Source organism: Stenotrophomonas sp. SAU14A_NAIMI4_5 (assembly GCF_003086795.1).
In the GTDB taxonomy this organism is placed as follows: Bacteria; Pseudomonadota; Gammaproteobacteria; order Xanthomonadales; family Xanthomonadaceae; genus Stenotrophomonas.
Genome location: NZ_CP026003.1, coordinates 1,307,817 through 1,330,481, shown reverse-complemented (window position 1 = coordinate 1,330,481; position 22,665 = coordinate 1,307,817). Strand labels below are relative to the sequence as shown.

Annotated in this window: 21 protein-coding genes; 12 read left to right on the top strand and 9 right to left on the bottom strand. The window is 67.0% G+C overall.

All coding sequences use genetic code 11. From position 1 onward, the window contains the following. The first annotated feature begins 3 nt into the window (after positions 1–3). Positions 4–807, top strand: a complete 804-nt coding sequence (locus C1925_RS06390; protein ID WP_108768162.1) for a M15 family metallopeptidase — start codon at positions 4–6, stop codon at positions 805–807. Positions 808–933: 126 nt separating this feature from the next. Here the strand turns inward: C1925_RS06390 and C1925_RS06385 are convergent, their stop codons facing one another. The 4 genes from C1925_RS06385 to C1925_RS06370 all read right to left on the bottom strand — a co-directional run bounded on the left by C1925_RS06385 (position 934) and on the right by C1925_RS06370 (position 4,547). Then, the gene (locus C1925_RS06385) at positions 934–1,305 is read right to left on the bottom strand and encodes a DUF423 domain-containing protein (RefSeq protein ID WP_108768161.1); all 372 of its coding nucleotides are present in this window, start codon (positions 1,303–1,305) and stop codon (positions 934–936) included. A 102-nt stretch (positions 1,306–1,407) separates the two neighbouring features. Beyond that, positions 1,408–2,481, bottom strand: coding sequence for an SRPBCC family protein (locus C1925_RS06380; protein WP_108768160.1), 1,074 nt, complete (start codon positions 2,479–2,481; stop codon positions 1,408–1,410). Positions 2,482–2,712: 231 nt separating this feature from the next. Beyond that, positions 2,713–3,354, bottom strand: coding sequence for a response regulator transcription factor (locus C1925_RS06375; RefSeq protein WP_079221048.1), 642 nt, complete (start codon positions 3,352–3,354; stop codon positions 2,713–2,715). Next, entirely contained in the window at positions 3,354–4,547 is a 1,194-nt protein-coding gene (locus tag C1925_RS06370) for a sensor histidine kinase (RefSeq protein ID WP_108768159.1), read from the bottom strand. Before C1925_RS06370 ends, C1925_RS06375 begins: the two co-directional genes overlap by 1 nt. A 151-nt stretch (positions 4,548–4,698) precedes the next feature. Here C1925_RS06370 and C1925_RS06365 point away from each other — a divergent pair, with 151 nt between their 5' ends. The 5 genes from C1925_RS06365 to C1925_RS06345 are packed head-to-tail and all read left to right on the top strand — an operon-like array spanning position 4,699 to position 7,727. Then, entirely contained in the window at positions 4,699–5,295 is a 597-nt protein-coding gene (locus C1925_RS06365; protein WP_108768158.1) for a GNAT family N-acetyltransferase, read from the top strand. An 8-nt stretch (positions 5,296–5,303) separates the two neighbouring features. Beyond that, positions 5,304–6,092: a septum site-determining protein MinC gene (gene minC / locus C1925_RS06360; protein ID WP_174213492.1), complete on the top strand. Its 789-nt coding sequence runs from the start codon at positions 5,304–5,306 to the stop codon at positions 6,090–6,092. 35 nt (positions 6,093–6,127) lie between these two features. Beyond that, positions 6,128–6,937 carry a septum site-determining protein MinD gene (gene minD / locus C1925_RS06355; RefSeq protein ID WP_108755675.1) on the top strand — a complete coding sequence of 270 codons (810 nt, stop codon included), beginning with the start codon at positions 6,128–6,130 and terminating at the stop codon, positions 6,935–6,937. A 2-nt stretch (positions 6,938–6,939) separates the two neighbouring features. Continuing rightward, on the top strand, positions 6,940–7,200 hold the full coding sequence (gene minE / locus C1925_RS06350; protein ID WP_079221044.1) for a cell division topological specificity factor MinE: 261 nt from the start codon (positions 6,940–6,942) through the stop codon (positions 7,198–7,200). 47 nt (positions 7,201–7,247) lie between these two features. Next, positions 7,248–7,727, top strand: coding sequence for a hypothetical protein (locus C1925_RS06345; protein ID WP_108768156.1), 480 nt, complete (start codon positions 7,248–7,250; stop codon positions 7,725–7,727). Positions 7,728–7,819: 92 nt separating this feature from the next. On the opposite strand, the gene C1925_RS06340 is transcribed toward C1925_RS06345, so the two are convergent. From C1925_RS06340 to C1925_RS06330, 3 genes are all read right to left on the bottom strand, one after another. After that, positions 7,820–9,043, bottom strand: a complete 1,224-nt coding sequence (locus C1925_RS06340) for a DUF819 family protein (RefSeq protein WP_108768155.1) — start codon at positions 9,041–9,043, stop codon at positions 7,820–7,822. A 141-nt stretch (positions 9,044–9,184) separates the two neighbouring features. Then, positions 9,185–11,263: a S9 family peptidase gene (locus C1925_RS06335; RefSeq protein ID WP_108768154.1), complete on the bottom strand. Its 2,079-nt coding sequence runs from the start codon at positions 11,261–11,263 to the stop codon at positions 9,185–9,187. Between the two features lie 210 nt (positions 11,264–11,473). Next, on the bottom strand, positions 11,474–13,438 hold the full coding sequence (locus C1925_RS06330; RefSeq protein WP_108768153.1) for an oligopeptide transporter, OPT family: 1,965 nt from the start codon (positions 13,436–13,438) through the stop codon (positions 11,474–11,476). A gap of 199 nt (positions 13,439–13,637) precedes the next feature. Here C1925_RS06330 and C1925_RS06325 point away from each other — a divergent pair, with 199 nt between their 5' ends. Together C1925_RS06325 and C1925_RS06320 are read left to right on the top strand one after the other, a co-directional pair. Next, positions 13,638–14,786 (top strand): heparan-alpha-glucosaminide N-acetyltransferase domain-containing protein, encoded by a 1,149-nt coding sequence (locus C1925_RS06325; RefSeq protein ID WP_108770635.1) that lies wholly within the window; start codon positions 13,638–13,640, stop codon positions 14,784–14,786. A 111-nt stretch (positions 14,787–14,897) separates the two neighbouring features. After that, positions 14,898–16,652: an oligopeptide:H+ symporter gene (locus C1925_RS06320; protein WP_108768152.1), complete on the top strand. Its 1,755-nt coding sequence runs from the start codon at positions 14,898–14,900 to the stop codon at positions 16,650–16,652. Between the two features lie 148 nt (positions 16,653–16,800). On the opposite strand, the gene C1925_RS06315 is transcribed toward C1925_RS06320, so the two are convergent. Both C1925_RS06315 and C1925_RS06310 read right to left on the bottom strand, forming a co-directional pair. Continuing rightward, complete coding sequence (locus tag C1925_RS06315; RefSeq protein WP_108768151.1) at positions 16,801–18,786, bottom strand: S9 family peptidase; 1,986 nt, start codon at positions 18,784–18,786, stop codon at positions 16,801–16,803. Between the two features lie 174 nt (positions 18,787–18,960). Beyond that, positions 18,961–19,596 carry a LysE family transporter gene (locus C1925_RS06310; RefSeq protein WP_108764406.1) on the bottom strand — a complete coding sequence of 212 codons (636 nt, stop codon included), beginning with the start codon at positions 19,594–19,596 and terminating at the stop codon, positions 18,961–18,963. A 137-nt stretch (positions 19,597–19,733) separates the two neighbouring features. Here C1925_RS06310 and C1925_RS06305 point away from each other — a divergent pair, with 137 nt between their 5' ends. The 4 genes from C1925_RS06305 (at position 19,734) to C1925_RS06290 (ending at position 22,602) form a co-directional block, all read left to right on the top strand. Beyond that, on the top strand, positions 19,734–20,639 hold the full coding sequence (locus C1925_RS06305; protein WP_108768150.1) for a LysR family transcriptional regulator ArgP: 906 nt from the start codon (positions 19,734–19,736) through the stop codon (positions 20,637–20,639). Positions 20,640–21,007: 368 nt separating this feature from the next. After that, positions 21,008–21,442, top strand: a complete 435-nt coding sequence (locus tag C1925_RS06300) for a hypothetical protein (RefSeq protein WP_108768149.1) — start codon at positions 21,008–21,010, stop codon at positions 21,440–21,442. 85 nt (positions 21,443–21,527) lie between these two features. Continuing rightward, on the top strand, positions 21,528–22,112 hold the full coding sequence (locus C1925_RS06295; RefSeq protein WP_108768148.1) for a hypothetical protein: 585 nt from the start codon (positions 21,528–21,530) through the stop codon (positions 22,110–22,112). Between the two features lie 43 nt (positions 22,113–22,155). After that, positions 22,156–22,602 (top strand): GNAT family N-acetyltransferase, encoded by a 447-nt coding sequence (locus tag C1925_RS06290; RefSeq protein ID WP_108768147.1) that lies wholly within the window; start codon positions 22,156–22,158, stop codon positions 22,600–22,602. Positions 22,603–22,665: the final 63 nt, after the last annotated feature.

Here is a 22,665-nt window from a genome sequence, read left to right as displayed (position 1 = left end):
GGCATGCACCATCATGCCCCCCTGCTGATCAACACCGAGGCCGTGGAACTGTGGCCGGCCGACCTGCTGCGCGCGCGCAGCAACCTCGATGCGCGCCTGCTGGCGCGTGCGCGCTGGGTGCTGCGGCGCAAGCGCGATGGCCGCTACCTGGCCGCGGTGCTGCCGCAGGGCGTGCATTCGCTGGTGCCGCACCTGCCGCGCGAACCCGGCGTGGAGGACGCGCTGGCGCTGCTGGACGGCGCTGCCGCAGCGCGCCCGTTCGCGGCGACCCTGGACGCACAGTGGCTGCCGCTGGCCGGCCTGCAGCAGCGTCTGCAGCAGTTGGGGCTGGATGCGCAGGAATACGCGCAGGACAGCGGCCTGGCGCTGGAAGCCGAACCCTGCGTGCTGCACTTTGCTGGCCGCGACCGCTTCGGCCGCCCGCTGTGGCTGCGCCGTGGCGCCGCGCAGGGCTGGCGCCGCATGCGCGTGCATGCCGCGCGCGATGGGGTGGCGCTGGATGCGATCTCCGGCTTCCGCAGCCACGCCTACCAGCTGGGCATCTTCGAACGGAAACTCGCGCGTGGGCTGGGCGTGGCCGAGATCCTCAAGGTCAACGCGGCCCCGGGCTTCAGTGAACACCACAGCGGCCACGCCCTGGACATCGGCACGCCGGGCGATGCCCCGGCCGAGGAAACCTTCGAAGCAACGGACGCGTTTGCCTGGCTGCAGGCGAATGCCGGAGCGCATGGTTTCAGCCTGAGTTACCCCCGCGACAACCCGCACGGCATCGTCTACGAGCCGTGGCACTGGTGCTGGAACGACTGACTGTAGCGCCAAGCCCATGGTCGGCCCCGATCAAACGCAGCCGAGCATGGGCTCGGCTCTACACGGTTCACGCTGACCCACCGGGTAGCGCCGGGCCATGCCCGGCGGCCATGGTCGCAACGGCCGTCAGCGCCTCAGCGCGTTGATCGCCAGCAGCACCCACCCTGCCATCAACGTGGTGCCGCCCACCGGCGCCAGCCGCGTCGGCCACTGCCACAGGGCCGCACCGGCCAGGCTGCCGGAGAACAGCAGCACGCCCAGCAGCAGCACATACAACCCCAGGTGGGCGATCGCCCCCTGCGCGCGCGGGCCCAGCGCCAACAGCACCGCGCCGTGGGCGAAGGCATACAGCGCGGCCATGTTCAGATGCTGCTGGGCCAGCGGATCGGCCACGCCGTGCGCCGCGTAGGCGGACAGGCCGATCGAGGCCGCTGCCAGCAGCGCGCCCAGGCAGGCCAGCAGGGAAGGTTTACGCGCGCGTCGTTCCGGATTGAACATGACTGCTCCTTGCGCAGCGCCCCACGGGGCGCAGATCAAAAAAAAACGCGCCGCAGGAAGCGGCGCGTTTTCGTATCCAACATTACATGGGTCAGCCGAGGCTTACTTGACGGCCCAGTAGATGTCGTAGGTACCTTCCGGGGTGAACGACTTGTCCAGACCGTCCTTCCAGGATTCGTACGGGCGATCGACCACTTCCGAACCGTTGGTCACAGCCCAGGCACGCAGTGCGTTGCGGGCGATGTCCAGGCCAGCCATGTGGCCGGTGTAGGCCGCGTGGGCCGAACGATGCGGAGCAACGCGGACGTACTTCACCGGTGCGCCACCGTCGATCTTGACGCTGAGTTCTTCAGCGGCAGTGCCTTCGGTACCCTTCTTCTTCACCGGCTGGGCGATGTCGAAGGCGTACTTCTCAGCACCGAAATCGGTGGTGATGATGCGGAACGGGCCAGCGGCTTCGAGACCATTGGCCTCCATCACGCGCTTGATCCACTCCTGGTTGTCCTTGATGGACTTGGTGATGGTGTCCTGGCCGCGGTCGACGTTACCGGCGTTGACGACCAGCAGGTCTTCGGCCGGCACTTCCACGATCGCCAGATCGGTCAGCGGGGCTTCGGCGGTGCGGTAGTCGACGTTCGGCACGGTGGCCAGCATGTTCGCCATGCGCGACAGACCCATCTTGATGTCATCGCCGATCTGGCGGCTGACATACAGGCCTGCGTAGCGGCCGAACAGGTCGAAGCCGTACTTCACCGAGTAATCCTGGGTGATCTTGACGTTACGGCCACCCTTGCCGGTCGGCTCCAGGGTGAAGGTGGTCACCTTGTCGTGGCCCTTGGTCGGGTCTTCGACGGCGATCACAACGCGCTTGTTTTCTTCCGACTCGGTGATCTTCCAGGAACCGTTGCCCAGGTCCTTGGAGGAGAAGTCGAGAGTGGCACCGACGCCGGAGGCCGGGCCGGACAGCTTCAGATCAACGGCGGGATCGCGCAGTACCAGCGGGTTCCAGTCCTTGAAGCGGCGCAGGCTGTTGACCGTGTCGTACACGATCGTCATCTTGCGGTTGGTCTCGATGCTTTCGGTGATGTGACGCTCGCCCGGCAGACAGACGCCAATAATGACGAACAGGCCAGCCACGATCCCCAAGGCGATCAGGAACTCGATAATACGGGTCATTCAGAGAGTCTCCGGGGCCGATCCCACGGCCGGGTTGATTGAAGCGAAGCGCCAATCCTAGCAGGCTTCGCAGGCATTGTTTATCGGATTGGCGCACCGGTTTCCGTGCCGGCTGCGGATTTGTATGGACAAAGATTTTGAAGAGTAACGCATCCGGGGCCCCCGCAAGTAGGGGGCACCCCGCTCCGGCGCCCCGGGCTCGGCCCAAATCGTTGTCGCAAAAGGACTTTTTCAGACCAGCTGAAGTTCGAACGCCTTGAGCACGGCGCGGGTGCGGTCGCGCACCCCCAGCTTGGACAGGATGTTGGACACGTGATTCTTGATGGTCCCTTCGGCGACCCCCAATGAATTGGCGATCTCCTTGTTGGAGAAACCGCTGGCCATCAGGCGCAGGATCTCGGTCTCGCGGTCGGTCAGCGGGTCCGGGCGGTCCAGGCTGACGAAGTCGTTGCGCATGTGCTCCAGGCCCGACAGCAGGCGCTGGGTCACCGCCGGCTGCACCAGCGAACCGCCTTCGGCCACGGTGCGGATGGCACCGACCAGCTGCGCCAGGGTGACGTCCTTGAGCAGGTAGCCCTTGGCACCGGCCTTCAGCCCGGCCAGCACCAGCTGGTCGTCGTCGAAGGTGGTCAGGATGATGGTCGGCGGCAGCTGCTCCTGGCGCGACAGCACCTGCAGCGCCTCCAGGCCGGACATCACCGGCATGCGCATGTCCATCAGGACCACGTCCGGACGCACCTGCGGCACCAGTTCGACGGCCTGGCGGCCATCGGCGGCCTCGGCCACCACTTCGATACCGTCGTCGAGCGCCAACAGGGAGCGGATTCCCTGCCGCACCAGGGTTTGGTCATCGACCAGGCAGACGCGAATCATCAACGCACTCCTTCAGGAACCTCGGTGAGGGCCGCCAGTACCGTTGCCGGAACCGTGGCCCGCAGGCGGAAGCCTTCGCCGGGGTGGGTGTCCACCTGCAGCTGGCCGCCACATTGTTGCAGGCGTTCGCGCATCCCGCGCAAGCCATTGCCCGCATTGACCATCTGTGCGCCGACGCCGTCGTCGCGGGCGTCCACCACCACCAGGCCCGGCACCTCACGGTACACCCGGATCCACAGGTGGCGCGCCTGGGCGTGGCGCACCGCGTTGGTGATGATTTCCTGGGTGCAGCGCAGCAGCACGTGGGCGCGCTGCGGGTCTTCCACGTTCAGCGGCTCCTCCACGTCCAGCACGATGTCCAGCGAGGGCACGTTCTCGGTGAGCGGGCGCAGCGCGGCGGCCAGGTCGATGGCGCCGGTCTCGCGCAGCTGGCTGACCACCTCGCGCACGTTGCCCAGCAGCAGCTTGGCCAGGGTGTGCGAGCGCTTGACGTGTTCCAGCGCCTGGCCCTCGGCCAGGTGCCCGGCCACTTCCAGGTTCAGGGTCAGCGCGGTCAGCTGGTGGCCCAGCACATCGTGCAGTTCGCGCGAGATGCGCGTGCGCTCGTTGACCCGCGCGCTTTCGGCCAGCAGGGCGCGGGTCGCGCGCAGCTCGGCGTTCAGGCGGCGCTGCTCGTCGCGGGCCTCGGTCTGCTGCCGCGCGACCAGGCTGGTCACGAAGATGAACATGGAGAAGCCGCCATACAGCAGCGACTGCATCACCGCCTCGAACAGCGGGAAACGCAGCAGCATGTAATAGACCGGCGCCACGGCCAGCTGGCTGACCAGCAGCCACAGCACGCCCAGCCGCACCGACAGCATCCACGGGATGACCCCGGCGGCGACCATCATCAGGATGCTGCCCAGGCCCGAGCCGCTGAGGAAGCTGACCCCCAGCGCGGACACGGTGAGCAGCAGCAGCAGGCCGCGGTCCAGCCAGGTGGTGTGGCTGTCGCTGCGCAGCGAGCGGGTCAGGCGGAAGTAGGCGGCGCCAAAGGACAGGTACGCCAGGAACAGCAGCACGGCCCAGCCGCCCATGTCGGCACGGGCATGCAGGTTCTCGAACTGCGAATAGGCCAGGGGCAGGCCGACCATGACCCAGGTGAACAGGCCGGCCAGTCGCAGGACACGGGTATGGCTGAGGACTCCCAACATGCCAGCACTCTACGGTTGAAGCCCTCCTGCTGCACTCTGGCGAAAGTCATGCATGCCCTTCCCCCTGTTCATGCCGCAGCCCGCCCCGGGCATGCAATAATCGTGCGCAGGGTCCGTTGATGGACCAACCGCGTTACCCCACGGAGTCACAATGTCGATTGTCATCCGCGACGTGCGCGAGCACGAGCTCGATTCCGTCCTGGCTTTGAACAACAATGCTGGCCTGGCCATCCTTCCGCTGGATGCCGCACGCCTGCACCTGTTCTACGATACCGCTGAGTATTTCCGCGTCGCCGAGCGCGACGGCAACCTGGCCGGCTTCCTGATCGGCTTCGGCAGCGACAGCCAGCACGACAGCAGCAACTTCGCCTGGTTCAAGCAGCAGCTGGCCACGCCCTTCTTCTATATCGACCGCATCGTGGTCGCCAGCCGCCGTCGCGGTGGTGGCGTCGGCCGTGCGTTTTATGCCGATGCGCAGAGCTTTGCCGAGCTGCGCTACCCGCAGATGACCTGCGAGGTGTTCCTGGACCACGGCGCCGACGCCGCCCTGCTCTTCCACGGCAGCTTCGGCTTCCGCGAGCTGGGCCAGAACACCATGCCGCACGTCGACGTGCGCGCCAGCATGCTGGCCAAGGAACTGTGCAGCTACCCGTGGGTCCACGAGACCTACGGCGGCAAGCTGCCGGATGTGGCATGGGCGCGTGACCGGCAGCTGCCGGTGCAGGCACAGCGGCCGACGGGGACCTGAGCGTGGCGGTGAATTTCGATTACGAACAGGCCGGTGAACTGAAGATCGGCCAGGTGGGCATCGCCAACCTGCGCATCCGTACCCTTGATGTCGAACGCCTCGTGCAGGAAATGCAGGAGCGGGTGAACCGTGCGCCGAAGCTGTTCGGCCGTGCGGCGGTCATCCTCGATTTCGGCGGCCTGAGCCAGGTGCCCGACGTGGCCACCGCGCAGGCGCTGGTGGACGGGCTGCGCAGCGCCGGCGTGCTGCCAGTGGCGCTGGCCTATGGCACCACCGCGGTCGACCTGCTCTCGCAGCAGCTGGGCCTGCCGTTGCTGGCCAAGTTCCGCGCGCAGTACGAGCGTGCCGAGGCCGAACCGGCCCCGCCGCCGCCCGCGCCCGCACCGGAACCGCGTCGCGCCGCCAAGGCCGAACCGGCCCCGGCTCCCGTCGCACCGGTGGGCAACGCCGCCGATGCGGCCGCACCGCAGCCGGGTCGCATGCAGCTTGGCAACGTGCGCTCGGGCCAGCAGCTGTACGCGGAAAACTGCGACCTGACCGTGATGGCCACCGTCGGCGCAGGCGCCGAGGTCATCGCCGACGGCAGCATCCATATCTACGGGACCCTGCGCGGCCGCGCGCTGGCAGGGGCCCAGGGCAACACCGCGGCACGCATTTTCTGCCGTGATTTCCATGCGGAACTGGTCGCCATTGCAGGCCACTACAAGGTACTGGACGATGTGCCGGACAACCTGCGCGGCAAGGCCGTGCAGGTGTGGCTGGAACAGGACCAGATCAAGATCGCTGCGCTGGACTGACGCAGCCCCAAAACAGAATCATCAGGAGAAGTCCTTTGGCTGAAATCATCGTAGTCACCTCCGGCAAGGGCGGCGTCGGCAAGACCACTTCCAGCGCGAGCCTGGCCTGCGGCCTCGCGCGGCGCGGCAAGAAGGTGGCCGTGATCGACTTCGACGTCGGCCTGCGCAACCTCGACCTGATCATGGGTTGCGAGCGCCGCGTGGTGTACGACTTCGTCAACGTCGTGCACGGCGAAGCGACCCTCAAGCAGGCCCTCATCAAGGACAAGCGCTTCGACAACCTGTACGTGCTGGCTGCCTCGCAGACCCGCGACAAGGATGCGCTGACCCAGGAAGGCGTGGGCAAGGTCCTGAAGGACCTGGCCGCCGACGGCTTCGACTACATCATCTGCGACTCCCCGGCCGGCATCGAGAAGGGCGCCTTCCTGGCGATGTACTTCGCCGACCGCGCCGTGGTCGTGGTGAACCCGGAAGTGTCCTCGGTGCGCGACTCGGACCGCATCATCGGCCTGCTGGATTCGAAGACCCACAAGGCCGAATCGGGCCAGAACGTGCCGGCCTTCCTGCTGCTGACCCGCTACACGCCGGTGCGCGTGGAAAGCGGTGAGATGCTGAGCATCGCCGACGTCGAGGAAGTGCTGGGCCTGAAGGCGATCGGCGTGATCCCCGAATCGGGCGACGTACTCAATGCCTCCAACAAGGGCGAGCCGGTCATCCTGGACGTGGAATCGGCCGCCGGCCAGGCCTACGACGATGCCGTTGCACGCATCCTCGGCGAAGAGCGCCCGATGCGCTTCACCAACGTCGAGAAGAAGGGCTTCTTCAGCAAGCTGTTCGGAGGGTAAGCATGGGCCTGTTCGATTTCCTCAAAGCGAAGAAGACCACCGCCGAAACCGCGAAGAACCGCCTGCAGATCATCATCGCGCAGGAACGCAGCAACCGTGGTGGCCCGGACTACCTGCCGCTGCTGCAGCGCGAGCTGCTGGAAGTGATCAAGAAGTACGTCAACATCGACGTCGACGCGGTGAAGGTCGACCTGGTGAAGGATGGTCAGCACGACGTGCTGGACATCTCCGTGGCGCTGCCCGAAGGCCCGGAAAAACCCTGACCCCCTGCCCCGCCCGTGCCTGCATGGGCGGGGCCGTGTGACCCCGCATGACCGACACCGCACCCGAACCGAACGTCACCCGCGTCGGCGATATCGCCTTCGCCGATGCGCAGCGCCTGCTCGCCGCGCATGACCTGCGCCTGCACCACGTGGCGGCCGGTGCGCCGATTCCCGGCAGCTACTGGGGCGAACCGGAGGCCGGCATCATCGCCAGCGACGTCTACGTGCGTGACGACACGCCGGTGCATTCGATGCTGCACGAAGCCTGCCACCTGATCGTGCTGCCGCCGGAGCGGCGCGCGCAGGTGCATACCGACGCCACCGACTCGGTGCCCGAGGAAGATGCCACCTGCTACCTGCAGATCGTGCTGGCCGGGCAGCTGCCCGGCGTGGGCAGCGAACAGCTGATGGCCGACATGGATGCGTGGGGGTATACGTACCGGTTGGGGTCGACCAAGGCGTGGTTCGAGCAGGACGCCGAAGACGCGCGGGCGTGGTTGATCGAACGCGGGTTGCCGGTGGCGTGACGCACCGTGAACCGGGGTCAGATCCCTTTTGCTGCGCAAAAGGGATCTGACCCCATCACCCCGAAACCAGAAGCAGTCGAGCAAGCTCGACTCTACGCGGCCAGCGCGCGCAGGGTGATGCCGACGATGTACGCCAGGTACGTGCCGGTGGCATAGCCCATCGTGCCCAGCAGCACGCCCACCGGCGCCAATGCCGGATGGAAGGCCGCGGCCACCACCGGCGCCGAGGCCGGGCCACCGATGTTCGACTGCGAACCGATGGCGAAGTAGAAGAACGGCACCTTCAGCAGCTTGCCCAGGCACCACAGCAGGGCGATGTGCACGGCGATCCAGATGATGCCGAGCAGGAACAGCCACGGGCGGTCCAGCAGCGCCAGAAGGTCCATCTGCATGCCGATGCAGGCGATCAGGAAGTACAGCAGCAGCGAGCCCAGGCGCGAGGCGCCCGCGCCTTCCAGAGTGCGCGCGCGGGTGAAGCTCAGGCTCAGGCCGAGCGTGGTCGACAGCACCACCACCCACACGAACGGCGCATCCAGGCTGAACTGCGAGGCCCAGCTGACATTGCCCTTGAACCAGGCCGCCAGCGGCGCCCCGATGGCGTGCGACAGGCCGACGCCGCCGAAGGCCACCGCCACGATCAGCATCAGGTCGGTCAGGCTGGGAATGCGCTCGTGCTCGGCCTGGAAGCGCGCGATGCGCTCCTTCAGTTCATCGATGGCCGAGGTATCGGCGCCACTGCGCGCATCGATCTTCGCCGCACGCCCGGCCAGGAAGATCAGCGCGGCCATCCACACATAACCCACGCCGACATCGACCACGGCGAACTGGCCGAAGGTGGTCGCGTTGACATCAAAGACTTCGCGCATCGCCAGCATGTTGGCGCCGCCACCGATCCAGCTGCCGGCCAGTGCGGCCATGCCGGCCCAGGTATCGCCGGCCACGGTATCGGGATGGATCGCGCGCATCACCAGGAAGGCCACCACCGCGCCGAGCATGATGCTGGCCGAGGCGCCCAGGTACATCAGCACCAGCTTCGGGCCCAGCCGCAGGATGCCCTTGATGTCCACCGCCAGGGTCAGCAGGATCAGCGCCGCCGGCAGCAGGATGTCGCGTGCGATGGGGTTGTAGAGCTTGGTGTTCTGCCCGTCGATGAGGCCGACGGTGTTGTAGATGCCGGGAATGAGGTAGCACAGCAGCAAGGCTGGCACGAAGGTGTAGAAGCGCTTCCACGCACCCTGTTCGCGCGAGGCGGTCCAGAACACGGCACCGAGGGTGGCGGCGATCAAACCGAAGACGACGATGTCGTTCTGGATCATGCAGGCGCTCTGGGTACGGGGTCGGATCCCTTTCGCTGCGCGAAAGGGCTCTGACCCCAAGGGGCAAAGGTGTGCCGACCAACGGTCGGCACCCACCGGTTGGAAAAAAAGCGCCGCCCCGGGGGGCGGCGCTGGACCGGCTTATTCGCCGATGTGCTGCTTCAGCCAGGCGTTGACGGTGTCATGCCACAGGATGCTGTTGTTCGGCTTCAGCACCCAGTGGTTCTCGTCCGGGAAGTACAGGAACTTCGATTCGATGCCCTGGCGCTGGGCGGCGGTGAACGCGGCCAAGCCCTGCTCGACCGGAATGCGGAAGTCCTGCTGGCCGTGGATGACCAGGATCGGCTTCTTCCAGTCGGCCACGTGGTTGACCGGGTTGAACTTCTCGAAGTTGGCGGCCTTCTCGTACGGCGTGCCGCCCTGCTCCCACTCGGTGAACCACAGCTCTTCGGTGGCGTAACCCATCATGCGCTGGTCGAACACGCCGTCATGGTTGACCAGGCACTTGAACGGGCTGTTCCAGTTGCCGGCGATCCAGTTGACCATGAAGCCGCCGTAGCTGGCGCCCAGCGCACAGGCCTTGTCACCGTTGAGGAAGGAATACTTCTTCAGCGCCGCGCTCCAGCCCTTCTGCAGGTCTTCCAGCGGGCGGTCGCCCCAGTGCTGGCTGATCGCATCGGTGAAGGCCTGGCCGTAGCCGGTGGAACCGTGGAAGTCGATCATGACCACGGCATAGCCCTGGCCGGTGTAGGTCTGCGGGTTCCAGCGGTAGCTCCAGCCGTTGCCGAAGCTGCCCTGCGGGCCGCCGTGGATCAGGAACGCGACCGGGTAGGACTTGCCTTCCTGGTAGTTGTGCGGCTTGACCACGTAGCCGTGCACGGTGTCGTTGTTCCAGCCCTTGAACTCGAACTGTTCGAAGTCGCCGAAGTTGACGTCCTTCAGCACCTCGCCAGCGGCCGGGGTCAGCGCGCGCAGCTCGCCGATCGGCTGGCCGGCGGCCGGCAGCATGCCGACCAGCACCTGGTCGTTGCTCTTCAGGCTGTTGCGGGTGATGGCCACGCTGTTGCCGGCCACGCTGACCGAGGACACGGTGCCATCGCCGATGACCTTGGTGGCCTTGCCGCTGGCTACGTCGATCTGGAACAGCGGGTGCTCGCCGAGGTCGTCGGTGGTGGTGTAGATGCTGGCGCCATCGGCGGACAGGTTGATCTCACCGGCCGAACGATCCCACTGCGGGGCGATCTCGCGGGCTTTGCCGCTGGCCAGGTCCATCGCCATCAGGCCGAAGCGGTCGGCTTCGAAGCCCGGCCGCTTCATGGCGCGGTAGAACAGGGTCTTGCCGTCGGCGCTGAACACCGGGCCGGCATCCCAGGCCGGGTTGGAAGCGGTCAGGTTGACCGGCGCCTGCTTGCCGGCGGCATCGAAACGGTACAGGTCGAAGTTGGTCGACCACGGTTCCTGCTTGCCGGCCACGCGGATGCTGGCGACCACGCTGGCGCCATCCGGCGACCAGGTGAAATCGTCATTGCCGCCGAACGGCTTGGACGGTGCGTCGCCATCGATGGTCGCGCTCAGCGCCGAGGCGCCCTTCACCGGGCCGGCCTTGGCCGTCGGCAGCGGGGCCACGAACAGGGTGTTGCGGCGGCCGTCGTTCCAGGTGTCCCAATGGCGCACGAACAGCGAATCGAAGACCTTGCCGCTCGCCTTGGCGTCGGCCACGTCCTTGAGCTTCTTTTCGGTGCAGGCCAGGTCCGAGGCACAGGCCTGGAACACGCCGGCGCTGAACAGCACGCGGTCGTCCTGCGGCGAGACGTGGTAGCTGTCCACGTCCACCGGGAAATCGGTCAGCTGGCGCGGGGTGCCGCCACTGATGCCCTGTGCGTACAGCTGCTGGCTGCCGTTCTTGGCGCTGAGGAAGTACACGGTCTGGCCGTCGGCCGACAGCGAGGCCGAATTGACGTTCCAGCCGGCCGGGGTGATCTGCTTCGGCGGTGCCGCATCGCGGGTGCGCAGGTTGCGCGCGAACAGCGCGGTGCTGGACTTGAGGTTGGCATCGGTGCTGCGCTTGGCGAACACCACGGTGCTGCCGTCAGCGGTCAGGACCGGGGCGGAGACGCGATCCATGGCCACCATGTCGCGGACTTCCAGGCCACGGGCAGCGGCGACGCTGGGCAGGGCGGCCAGCAGGCTCAGTGGCAGCAGGGCATGACGCAGTTTCATCGGGATCTCCGCAGGACGGCAAAAAACCGATGGTAGGCCCGTGCGGGCGCGGCTGCCAAGGCCATCGGTCATGGCCGCCCGGGCGGGTGGATGCCTTCGCCAGAAGAAGCAAACCCCGCCGTGGCGGGGTTTGCGGGGGCGACGGTAGTGCCGGCCGCTGGCCGGCAACCAGGCAGATTGCCGGCCAGCGGCCGGCACTACCCCATTCTCTTACGCCATGGCGCGCTTGCCGGTGCGGTAGATCAGCCAGCCCACCAGGAACAGCACGGCCAGGCCGAACCACTGCGCGGCCGGCAGGTGGAACGGCAGGGCCAGCACGTCGGCACGGCTGCTGACCACGATCGGCACGGCGATGGCGATACCCATCAGCGCCTCGCCGGTGATCAGGCCGGCGGCGAACAGCACGCCCGGCTTGTGCACGCGGTCGCGGCCTTCTTCGTCATCGCCACGCACCTTGTGGAAGCGCTCGACCAGGTAGGCGATCAGGCCACCCAGGAAGATCGGCACCATCAGTTCCAGCGGCAGGTAGATGCCGATGGCGGCGGCCAGCACCGGCACGCGGAAGCGCGAATTGCGCGACTTCAGCCAGCTGTCGAAGGCGATGATGAGCGCACCGACCACGGCACCGATGCCGATGAAGGTCCACGGCAGCTCGCCACCGAACAGGCCCTTGGCCACCGAGGCCATCAGGTTTGCCTGCGGGGCGGCCAGCGCGTTCGGGTGCAGCTCGGACTTCACGCCGATGCCGTAGGCGGTGGCCAGCAGGTTCAGCACCGGGGCCATGATCAGCGCGCACGAGAACGCGCCGATGCCCAGCATCAGCTGCTGCTTCCACGGGGTGGCACCGACGATGTAGCCGGCCTTGAGGTCCTGCAGGTTGTCACCGCCCACCGCGGCGGCGCAGCAGACCACCGCGCCGATCATGATGGCGGCCACCGCGCCCAGCGGCGCACCGCCGGCACCGACCGGCTTCAGGCCATCGGCGCCCAGCAGCACGACCAGCACGGCCGAGGCGAACAGGATGGTGGAGATGGTGATGCCCGAGACCGGGTTGTTGGACGAACCGATCAGGCCGGCCAGGTAGGCCGAGACCGACACGAACAGGAAGCCGGCGACGATCATGATGATGGTCATCGGGATCGACACGTGCCACTGGCCGACGATGGCCTGGTACAGGGCCAGCAGGGGCAGCACGAAGACCACCAGGGCGACCAGCATCCACTTCATCGGCAGGTCGCGTTCGGTATGGGCCAGCACCGGGCCGCCACTCTTGCGCGCGGCGGCGAAGCCGCTCTTGACGCCGTTCAGCAGCGACTTGCGCAGCGAGATCAGGGTCCAGATGCCGCCGATCAGCATCGCGCCGACACCCAGGTAGCGCATCTTCGCGCCCCAGATGGCAAACGCCGCCTCGGTGGACGAAGCAGCGGCGACCGACGCGGCCAGGGCCGGATCGGTGTTCATGAAGAACGCCTGGTAGATCGGAATGGCGATGTGCCAGGTCAGGATCGAGCCGGACACGACCACGATGCCGACGTTCAAGCCGACGATGTAGCCCACGCCCAGCAGGGCAGGCGACAGGTTGGTGCCGATGAAGGCGGTGATCTTCGAGCTGCCGACGTAGGCCGAGGTCGACCAGGCATCGGGGATCAGGCGCAGACCGCTCTCGGCGGCGAGCTTGACGAAGGCACCGATCACGGCCGACAGGCCAAGGATCTTCAGGCCCGGGCCGGGGTTTTCACCGGCCTTGAGCACTTCGGCCGCGGCCTTGCCTTCCGGGAAGGGCAGCGGATCTTCGACGATCATCGAACGGCGCAGCGGCACCGAGAACAGCACGCCAAGCAGGCCGCCGAGACCGGCGATGCCCAGCACCCACCAGTACTTGAAGTCCGGCCAGTAGCCCATGATGACCAGCGCCGGGATGGTGAAGATGACACCGGCGGCGATGGACGAACCGGCCGAGGCGCCGGTCTGCACGATGTTGTTTTCGAGGATGGAACCACCGCCCAGCAGGCGCAGCACGCCCATGGAAATGACCGCCGCGGGAATGGCGGTGGCGATGGTCAGGCCTGCGAACAGACCGAGATAGGCGTTGGCCGCCGACAGCACCACCGCCAGCACGATGGCCAGGGCCACTGCGCGGAAGGTGAGCTGCTTGGGCGCAGCGTCATGGTTCATGGAAGCCCCTGCTGGCAAAAAATCCCTGCCACGCTAGCGTTCAGGGCAGAGCAAGTCCAGCGTGCCAAAGGATGGGGCCGGCTGCTGCAGTGCAACGGCCGCGGGCGTGCACAGGCAACCGGCCGATGCAGCAAAGCCGGACTGGCCGACCTGCAAATGATATGTTATATCTTTATGTTGTACCCAGCCGTTGCTCCGCATGCCCCCTTCCCCCTCCCTCCGGCTGGCCTCCATCGACCAGCTGCGCGGCACCGTGATGCTGCTGATGCTGCTCGACCACGTGCGCGAGACCTTTTTCCTGCAGCACCAGGTCGGCGATCCGGTGGACGCGGCCAGCGTCTCCCCCGCCCTGTTCGCCTGCCGCCTGCTGGCGCATCTGTGCGCGCCTGTATTCGTGCTGCTCACCGGCCTGTCTGCGTGGCTGTACGGCCAGCGCCAGGCCGACCCGCGCAGTGCCATCGCCGCCTTCCTGCTCAAGCGCGGCCTGTTCCTGGTGGTGCTGGAGCTGACCCTGGTCAACTTCGCCTGGACCTTCCAGCTCCCGCCGGACACGCTGTACCTGCAGGTGATCTGGGCCATCGGCCTGAGCATGATCGCGCTGGCCGGCCTGCTGTGGCTGCCGCGCCCGGCGCTGCTGGTGCTGGGCGTGCTGCTGGTGGCCGGCCACAACCTGTTCGATGGCGTGCGCGTGGAAGGCAACGGCGTGCTGGCCGTGCTGTGGAAGGTGCTGCACCAGCGCGACTGGATCGAAACCGGCGTGATGCGCCTGCGTACCTCCTACCCGGTGCTGCCGTGGATCGGGGTGATCGTGCTGGGCTACCTGATGGGGCCGTGGTTCGCCCGCGACCGCGACCCGGCGCAGCGCCAGCGCTGGCTGCTGTGGGCCGGGCTGGGTGCGCTGGCCGCGTTCGCCCTGCTGCGCCTGGCCAACGGTTATGGCGAGGCGCCGTGGCAGCACCAGGACAGCGCCCTGCGCACCTGGATGAGCGTGTTCAACGTGACCAAGTACCCGCCGTCGCTGCAGTTCCTGCTGCTGACCCTGGGCGTGGGCCTGTCGCTGCTGCGCCTGTACGAATGGCCGCCGCTGGCCCGCGCGCTGCGACCGCTGGCCGACATCGGTGCGGCGCCGATGTTCTTCTACCTGCTGCATCTGTATGTGCTGAAGCTGCTGTACGTGGCCGCGCTGGCGATCTGGGGGCCGACCCACGGCAGCCTGTACGCACTGGATTCGGTGGCCGGCCTGTTGCTGGTGGCCTGCGCGCTGGCGGTGGCGATGTACCCGCCGACGCTGCTGTTCGGTCGGTTCAAGGCGCGCCGGCGCGACCTGGCCTGGCTGCGGTACCTGTAATCGACCGCGTGTGATGAGCTCCATCCACGCATGGCGTGGATCTACTGGGGCCGCCGGGCATGGCCCGGCGCTACCCGGCGCGTGCCTGCGGCACGCGCCTATAATCCGCCGATGAATTCCACCGCGATCGCTTCCGACGACTTCCTCGGCCACCCGAAAGGCGTCTACGTCTGCTTTTTCACTGAAATGTGGGAGCGCTTCTCCTTCTACGGGATGAAGGCGCTGCTGCTGCTGTATCTCACCAAGTACCACCTGTTCGGCGACAAGGCCGGCCTGGACCTGCTGGGCGCGTATGGCGGCCTGGTCTACTGCATCCCGGTGTTCGGCGGCATGCTGGCCGACCGCTGGCTGGGCATGCGCCGGGCGGTGCTGTTCGGCGGCATCCTGCTGGTGCTGGGCCACCTCGGCATGGCCTTCGAGGGCCACGCTGCGTACCGGGTCAACGGTGAAGTGGTGCGCGATACCTCGGCCCTGGCGGTGACCTACCTGTCGCTGGCGCTGATCATCATGGGCGTCGGCTTCCTCAAGCCGAACATCTCCACCATCGTCGGCAAGCTCTACCCGCAGGACGACCCGCGCCGCGATTCGGGCTTCTCGCTGTTCTACGCCGGCATCAACCTTGGCGCGCTGTTCTCCTCGCTGGTCTGCGGCTTCCTCGGCGAGGCCTATGGCTGGAAGTACGGCTTCGGCGCCGCCGGCATCGGCATGCTGGCCGGCCTGGCGATGTTCCTCTGGGGCCAGAAGTACCTGCAGGGCCACGCCGAACCGCCGCAGCCGGCCGCGCTGAAGCAGAAGGTGCTGGGCCTGCCGCGCGAATGGCTGATCTACCTGTGCGCGGTGGTCGGCGTGCTGCCGGTGGCGTGGCTGATGTGGGCGGCCGGCAACGGCGCCTTCGCCCTCGGCGGCGAGATCAGCCTGGCGCTGATGCTGATGCTGGTGGTGCTGGGCGGCGTGCTGGTCTGGTTCGCCTGGTTCACCGGCAGCAAGTGCACCCCGGTGCAGCGCCAGCAGATGATCGCGCTGATGGTGCTGATCTTCATGGCGCTGGTGTTCTTCACGATGTACGAGCAGTCCTACGGCTCGTGGGTCACCTTCACCGACCGCCTGCTGACCAAGGACATCGTGCCGGCGCTGGTCATCACCGATGGCACCCCGCTGCCGTGGTCGATCATCTCGCTGCTGCTGGCGCCGCTGGGCTTCGTGGTCAGCGCGCGCCTGTCCGAGCGTCGCCCGGGCTCGAACGCGCCGCGTGCATTCTTCATTGCCATCGTCGCGCTGATGCTGGTGCTGCTGGTGCGCGACTGCCTGGTGATTCCGCAGACCGCCGGTTCGCTTACCTATCTGGGCGGCCTGTTCCTGGTGCTGCTGGCCCCGGCGTTCGCCGCGCTGTGGACCTGGATGGACCGCCGCGGCTGGGAGCCGGGCAAGCCGGTGAAGTCGGCCTGGGGCTTGGTCATCGGTGCGCTGTCGTTCGTGCCGCTGGCACTGGCCGCGCAGCAGGTCGGCGCCACCGGTGAAATGGCCAGCGTGTGGTGGCTGGTGCTGGCCTACTTCCTGCTGGCCAGCGGCGAGATGTGCCTGTCGCCGGTGGGCCTGTCGGCGGTGACCCAGCTGGCCGTGCCGCGGGTGATGAGCCTGATGATGGGCACCTGGTTCCTGGCCACGGCGTTTTCCGAAACGCTGGCCGCGCTGTTCGGCAAGCTGGCGGCGATCGACGTGCCCGAAGGCGAGACGCTGGACATGGTGGCGGCCGCAGGCGCCTATGCGCACCTGTTCTGGCTGCTGATGTGGATCGGCCTGGGCTGTGCGGTACTGGCCTTCATCGCCGCGCCGCTGCTGAAGCGGATGATGCACGGGGTGAAGTGACCCTCGACCCGGCGGCGCCCGATCAGGGCGCCATGGCCTGCCCGCCGTCACACAGCGCGGGCAGCCCGACCCACAGCGCAGCGGGTCTCATGGTGTTTCCAGGCCGGACAGCCTTGGCTGCCCGGCCTGCTCAAGCGCGCAGCTGGACTTACGGCGCCTTGCCGCTGGCCTTCGGCGTGGGCGCACTGGCAGTGGCCCCACCCAGGCTGTTGGACAGGAACGCCAGCAGGCGGCTGTAGTACTCCCGCTCGTGCTCGGGGCGGTAGAAGCCGTGGCCTTCGGTGCTGTAGTACAGGCTTTCCACCGGCGTGCCCGCCTTCTTCAGCGCCGCTTCCAGACGCTTGGTGTGCTCGATCGGCGCGCGCTTGTCTTCGCCACCGGCCGCAAGGAACACCGGCACCTTGATCTGCCCGGCAAGGGTGACCGGCGAGACCGTGCCCAGCTTCGCCGGGTCGCCCAGCCAGTCACGCAGGTAGGTCATGCCCGAACCGCGGTTCTGGATGTCGCCACGGGTGAACATCATCGGCAGGTCATACACACCCACGTAGCCGGCGGCGCACTTGTACATGCCCGGTTCGCGCGCCGCACCCATCATCGCCGAGTAGGCGCCATAGCTGGCACCGTAGATGCAGATGCGGTCCTTGTTGGCGATGCCCTGCGCGACGGCCCAGCGGGTCGCATCAGTGACGTCGTCCTGCATGGCGCCGCCCCACTGCCGTGCACCGGCCTGGGTGTGCGCGCGACCGTAGTTGCCCGAGCCACGGTAGTTGACCTGCAGCACCGCATAGCCGGCATCGGCCAGCAGCTGCGATTCCATGTCATAGCGGCCGGAATCGAAGATGTCGTACGGACCACCATGCGGCAGCACCACCATCGGCAGGTTGCGACCGTCGCTGCCATGCGGCAGCGTCAGGAAGCCGTGCAGCGGCAGGCCATCGCGGGCCTTCAGCGATACAGCGCGCACCGGCGCGGTCTTGTCCACGTCCAGCCACTCGCTGCGGCTGATCAGGTGCTGCGCCGACTTGGCCACGGTATCGAACACATAGAACGAGCCGGGATCGTTGCCAGTCCAGGTTTCCACCAGCACCTTCTTGCCGTCACGCGTGCTGGAGGTGATGTAGACCGGCTGTTTGAAGGCCGCTTCCAGGCTGTGGTACAGGCGCGCATCGGCCGACGTCTCGTCGAAGAAGCGGCTGCGGGTGGTATCGCCCAGGTACAGCGCACCCACCGGCACGCGCGTGCCGTTGCGGAAGATGATGCGGTACGGATCGACCACGTCATCGGCCAGCAGCGTCTTCCGCTCGCCGGTCTCCGGGTTCCAGCTGACGATGGCGTCGGGGCCCTTCGGCTGCTGGACCTGCAGGTAGGCCACGCTGTTGTCTTCAGCGAAACCAATGGCCGTCTCGATCCGGTTGTTGACCGCCTCGTCGTTGACCAGCACCCACTGGTTGTTGCTCGGCTGGCGGTAGTAGAGCTTGTTGACGTTGTCAGTACCGGAACCATGGGCGAAACGCACGTCGCCCTTGTTGTCGGTGGTGAAGCTGGCGTTGCGCACCGGCGAGCCCGCGACCTGCACGCGGCGACCCGTGGTGACGTCCAGCCGCTCCACGCGGGTGAAGGGATCGTTGCCGAACGGCCACACCGCGACCAGCACGTTGCGGTCGTCATTGGCCAGCTCATCGGTGAGGAAGGCGGCCACCGCCTCCACCTTCTTCGGCTGGATGCGGGTACCAGGCCCATTGCCTTCCACGCGGTAGCCGACCAGCAGCTCGCCGCGCCCGCCATTGGCGTTGATCGCGTACAGCTCACCGGTGCGCTGCGGCGTATCCAGCGAGCCGAACTTCTCGGACAGCTCGATCAGCACGCGTTCGTTGCTGACCCAGTCGAAGTTGGTCGCATGGTTGTTGCGGGGCGGGCGGAAAGTGCCCATCGGCGTGTTGTCCGACGTGCGCATGATGACGACAGCGGTGCTGTCTTCCAACGGCACGGTGGCAGCGTAGTAGTCGCCCCCCGGCGAAATCTTGATGTCCTGGAATGTTTCCTGGCGGATGTACTTTTCCAGGTCCACGGCACCGACCGCAGCCGGCGCGGCACAGGCCAGCGCCAGCAGCGCAGCCATCATTGTCTTGCGCATCCTTCCCCCTATACAGCGGACACCCTGTCCGCACCCCCGATTGTAGGCAGGCCGATGGGCGGCCTGCCAGTGCCCAGCGACATACCGCATGCAGGGACAAAAAAGAACGGCGGCATCGTTTCCGATGCCGCCGCAGCCACGACCTTGGAGAGAGTGTGGTGTTCGGTGCCGGGCTCAGTGCACGCCGCGGATGGCCAGCGTGAGCGCCAGGATGCTGAGGATGACGGCGATGGTGCCGTCGAGCACGCGCCAGGTGCTGGGCTTGGTGAACAGCGGCGCCAGCAGGCGGGCACCCAGGCCCTGCGCGGTCAGCCACAGGCAGCTGGCGGTGACCACGCCGGCGGCGAACGCCATGCGCGCATTGCCGAAGTTCTCGGCGATCGAGCCGATCACCATCATGTCCAGCCAGAAATGCGGGTTGATGAGCGAGAAGCCGACCGCGGCCAGCAGCACCGCACGGCGGCTGCCGTCATCGCTGTCGGCCTCGCCCATGCCACCGCCACCGGCGAAGGCACGGCGCGCGGACTTCATCGCATACCAGGCCAGGAAGGCCACGCCGGTCCACAGCACGGCGCTGGTCAGCCACGGCAGCGCCGAGGTGAGCGTGCGCAGGCCGGCCACGCTGGCGAAGATGAAGATCGCATCGATGGCCGCGCAGGTGGCGACCACCGGCACGATGTGCTTGCGCAGGATGCCCTGGCGCAGGATGAAGGCGCTCTGGGCACCGACCACGGCGAACAGGCCGACGCCGGTAGCTGCACCAGAGAACCAGGCACCGAGGCCGGTGCTGGCGGAGATGACCGAGAACATGGGATTCACTGCCTTGTCTTGCTGGGGGGACGGTGCCTCGCGAAGGCGGACAGCACCGGAATGGGCGCCATTGTCGCGCCGCAACATTCGAAAGACGAGCTAAACTTACTAAACCAACATTAGCGGAGCTTAATTCGATGCGCATCGATCATGCCCAGCTGCGGGCCCTGGCCGCGGTCATCCGCGAAGGCAGCTTCGACCGCGCCGCGCAGTCGCTCAATGTGACCCCTTCGGCCATCTCGCAGCGGGTGAAGGCGCTGGAGGACCGGATCGGCCGCCTGCTGGTCAAGCGCGGCACCCCGGCCACGGCCACCGCCGAGGGCCAGCTGCTGGTCCAGCTGGCCGAACAGACCGCGCTGCTGGAGCACGACGCCCTGCACCGCATGGGCCTGGCCGACGAGGACCTGCCGCAGGCGAGCATCCCGGTGGCGGTGAACCATGACAGCCTGGAAACCTGGTTCCCGCAGGCCGCGCAGCAGTTCGCGCAGAACACCGGCACCACCCTGGACCTGCGCGTGGAAGACCAGGACCACACGGTGGAGCTGCTGCGCCAGGGCACGGTGCTGGGTGCGGTGACCACGCTGGACGAGCCGGTGCAGGGCTGCCAGATCCATGCGCTGGGCAGCATCCGCTATGCGGCGACCTGTACGCCGGAGTTCCGCGAGCGCCATTTCGCCAAGGGGGTGACGGCGCAGGCGCTGGCGCAGGCCCCGGTGCTGGTGTTCAACCGCAAGGACGACATGCAGTCGCGCTTCGCCCAGCGGATGGCCGGCGATGCGCTGCCGAGCACGGCGCCGACGTGGTGGATCCCCTCCACCCGGGCCTTCGTGCAGGCCAACCTGGGCGGGCTGGGCTGGACGATGAACCCGCTGCCGCTGGTGAAGCGCCATCTGGATGCGGGGCGGCTGGTGTATGTGCGGCAGCGTGCGTGGGAGGACGTGCCGCTGTACTGGCAGCACTGGAAGGGCGATGTGCAGACGATGGCGCTGCTGACCCGGGCGGTGCTGGAGGCGTCGAGCACGCTGGTCCGGCGGAAGCGGTAGTGCCGGCCGCTGGCCGGCAACGTCAACGTCAAAAACCGGCTTCCTGTGGGTTGGCGGGGTGGGTCCGGTTGCGGGGGACGCTGCAAGTACGTCCATGTAAGCTCGGTCGCCGCATCCATGCGGCTCACGCCCCCGCAACCGGACCCACCCCGCCTTCGACAGTTTCCCGCGAGCTGTTGGAGCCTGCTGCTGATGATGCTTCTGCTGATGGTGGTTCTGCTGGTGGTGGGTGCCGACCGTTGGTCGGCACGTGGGCGGATCCCTTCCTCTGGAGAATTGTTAGCGTCTTCGTTTGTCGGAATTGCCACGCGACTTCAGCCACGGGACATCCTAGGCTGGGCGGCTTGATTCCCAAGACGAAGTGATCCATGGAGCTTCCGGACGAACTGTACGAACGCATCACTGAGCTTTCCGAGCAGGGAAACGCTCTGATGGACAATGAAGATCCGGCTGGCGCGATCGTTCCCTGGAGCAGTGCGTCGTCCCTGCTGCCATCGCCCAAAGAGCAATGGGAGGCCTACACGTGGCTCTGTGCATCGCTGGGAGACGCCTCTTTTTCACTTGGCAACGTCGCCCAGGCATTCCATTGCTTCATGGACGCAATGAACGGACCCGACGGCCAGGTAAACCCGTTCATTCTCTATCGCGCCGGGCAGTGCTGCGAAGCACTCGGCAACCGGAAGCAGGGGTTGGATCTTCTGATCAGGGCGTACGCACTGGACGGTGGAGACATTTTTGAGGCGGATGAACAGGGTGCCGTTCTCCTTGATCTGCTCCGGAAAGAGGGTCTGATCCCCGCCTGACTGGATGCCGGCCAGTTCCGGCCGCGCCCTCCAGCCCCGGTTTCTGTGCCAGCATCGCGGCAACCGACCTTCTGGGGGCTGGGCGATGCAGACCGATCCGGTGTTCCTGCATATCCGCGTGGTGATGGGCATCATCCTGGGCCTGTCGATCACCACGCTGCTGAAGGGGCTGGCGCAGATCATCGAGCACCCGCAGCGGCGCGGCTGTTCGGCCCTGCACCTGTGCTGGGTGGCGTGGACGCTGGTGTCGCTGGTGACGTTCTGGTGGTGGGAATTCCGCCTGGTCCAGGTGCACCAGTGGACCTTCGAGATCTATCTGTTCGTGATCACTTACGGCGCCACGTGGTTCCTGTTGTGCGCCCTGCTGTTTCCCGATGACCTGCGCGATTTTGGCAGCTACGGCGCCTACTTGATGCAGCGCCGGCGCTGGATCTTCAGCGTGATCGCCGCGCTGACGCTTCTGGATCTTGTGGATACCGCGATCAAGGGGCAGAGTCGCTGGCGCCTGCTGGGCGAGGCGTATCCGCTGCACACGGGGCTGATGCTGGTGGTCTGCATGCTGGGCTGGAACCTGCGCACGGCGCGCGCGCAGGTGGTGCTGGCCGGCGTGGCGCTGGCGTACCAGGTGGGCTACTTCGCTGCGGAGTACTTCACCATCGGCAGTGATTGAATGCTTCCGCCGGGCATGGCCCGGCGCTACCGAAGGAACCTGCATGACGATCCACTACCGCCCCGCCCTTGCCACTGATGCGGCTGCCTGCATCGACCTGCGCGGGCGTACCCGCGAGAACGCCTTCAGCGCCGCGCAGCTGGCCGAACTGGGCATCACCGCCGACAGCTGGGCGACAGGCATCGCCGAGGGCGATTTCATCGGCCGCATCGCCGAGGACGACGGCACGGTGGTCGGCTACGGCTTCGCCGACAGCGACAGTGGCGAGGTGCTGGTGCTGGCGCTGCTGCCGGACTACGAAGGCCGCGGCATCGGCCAGCGCCTGCTGCAGGAGGTGGTCGGACTCGCCCGCGCCGCCGGCCATGGCCGCCTGTTCCTGGCCTGCTCGGCCGATCCGCGCTCGCGCTCGCACGGTTTCTACCGGCATCTGGGCTGGCAGGCCACCGGCGAGGTGGACGAGGCGGGCGACGAGATCCTGGAACTGGTCTGAGCGCGTGACGCCGGGGGGCGGGATGCTGCATTGCATCAAAACCGGACCGGATCGGGTTAGAAT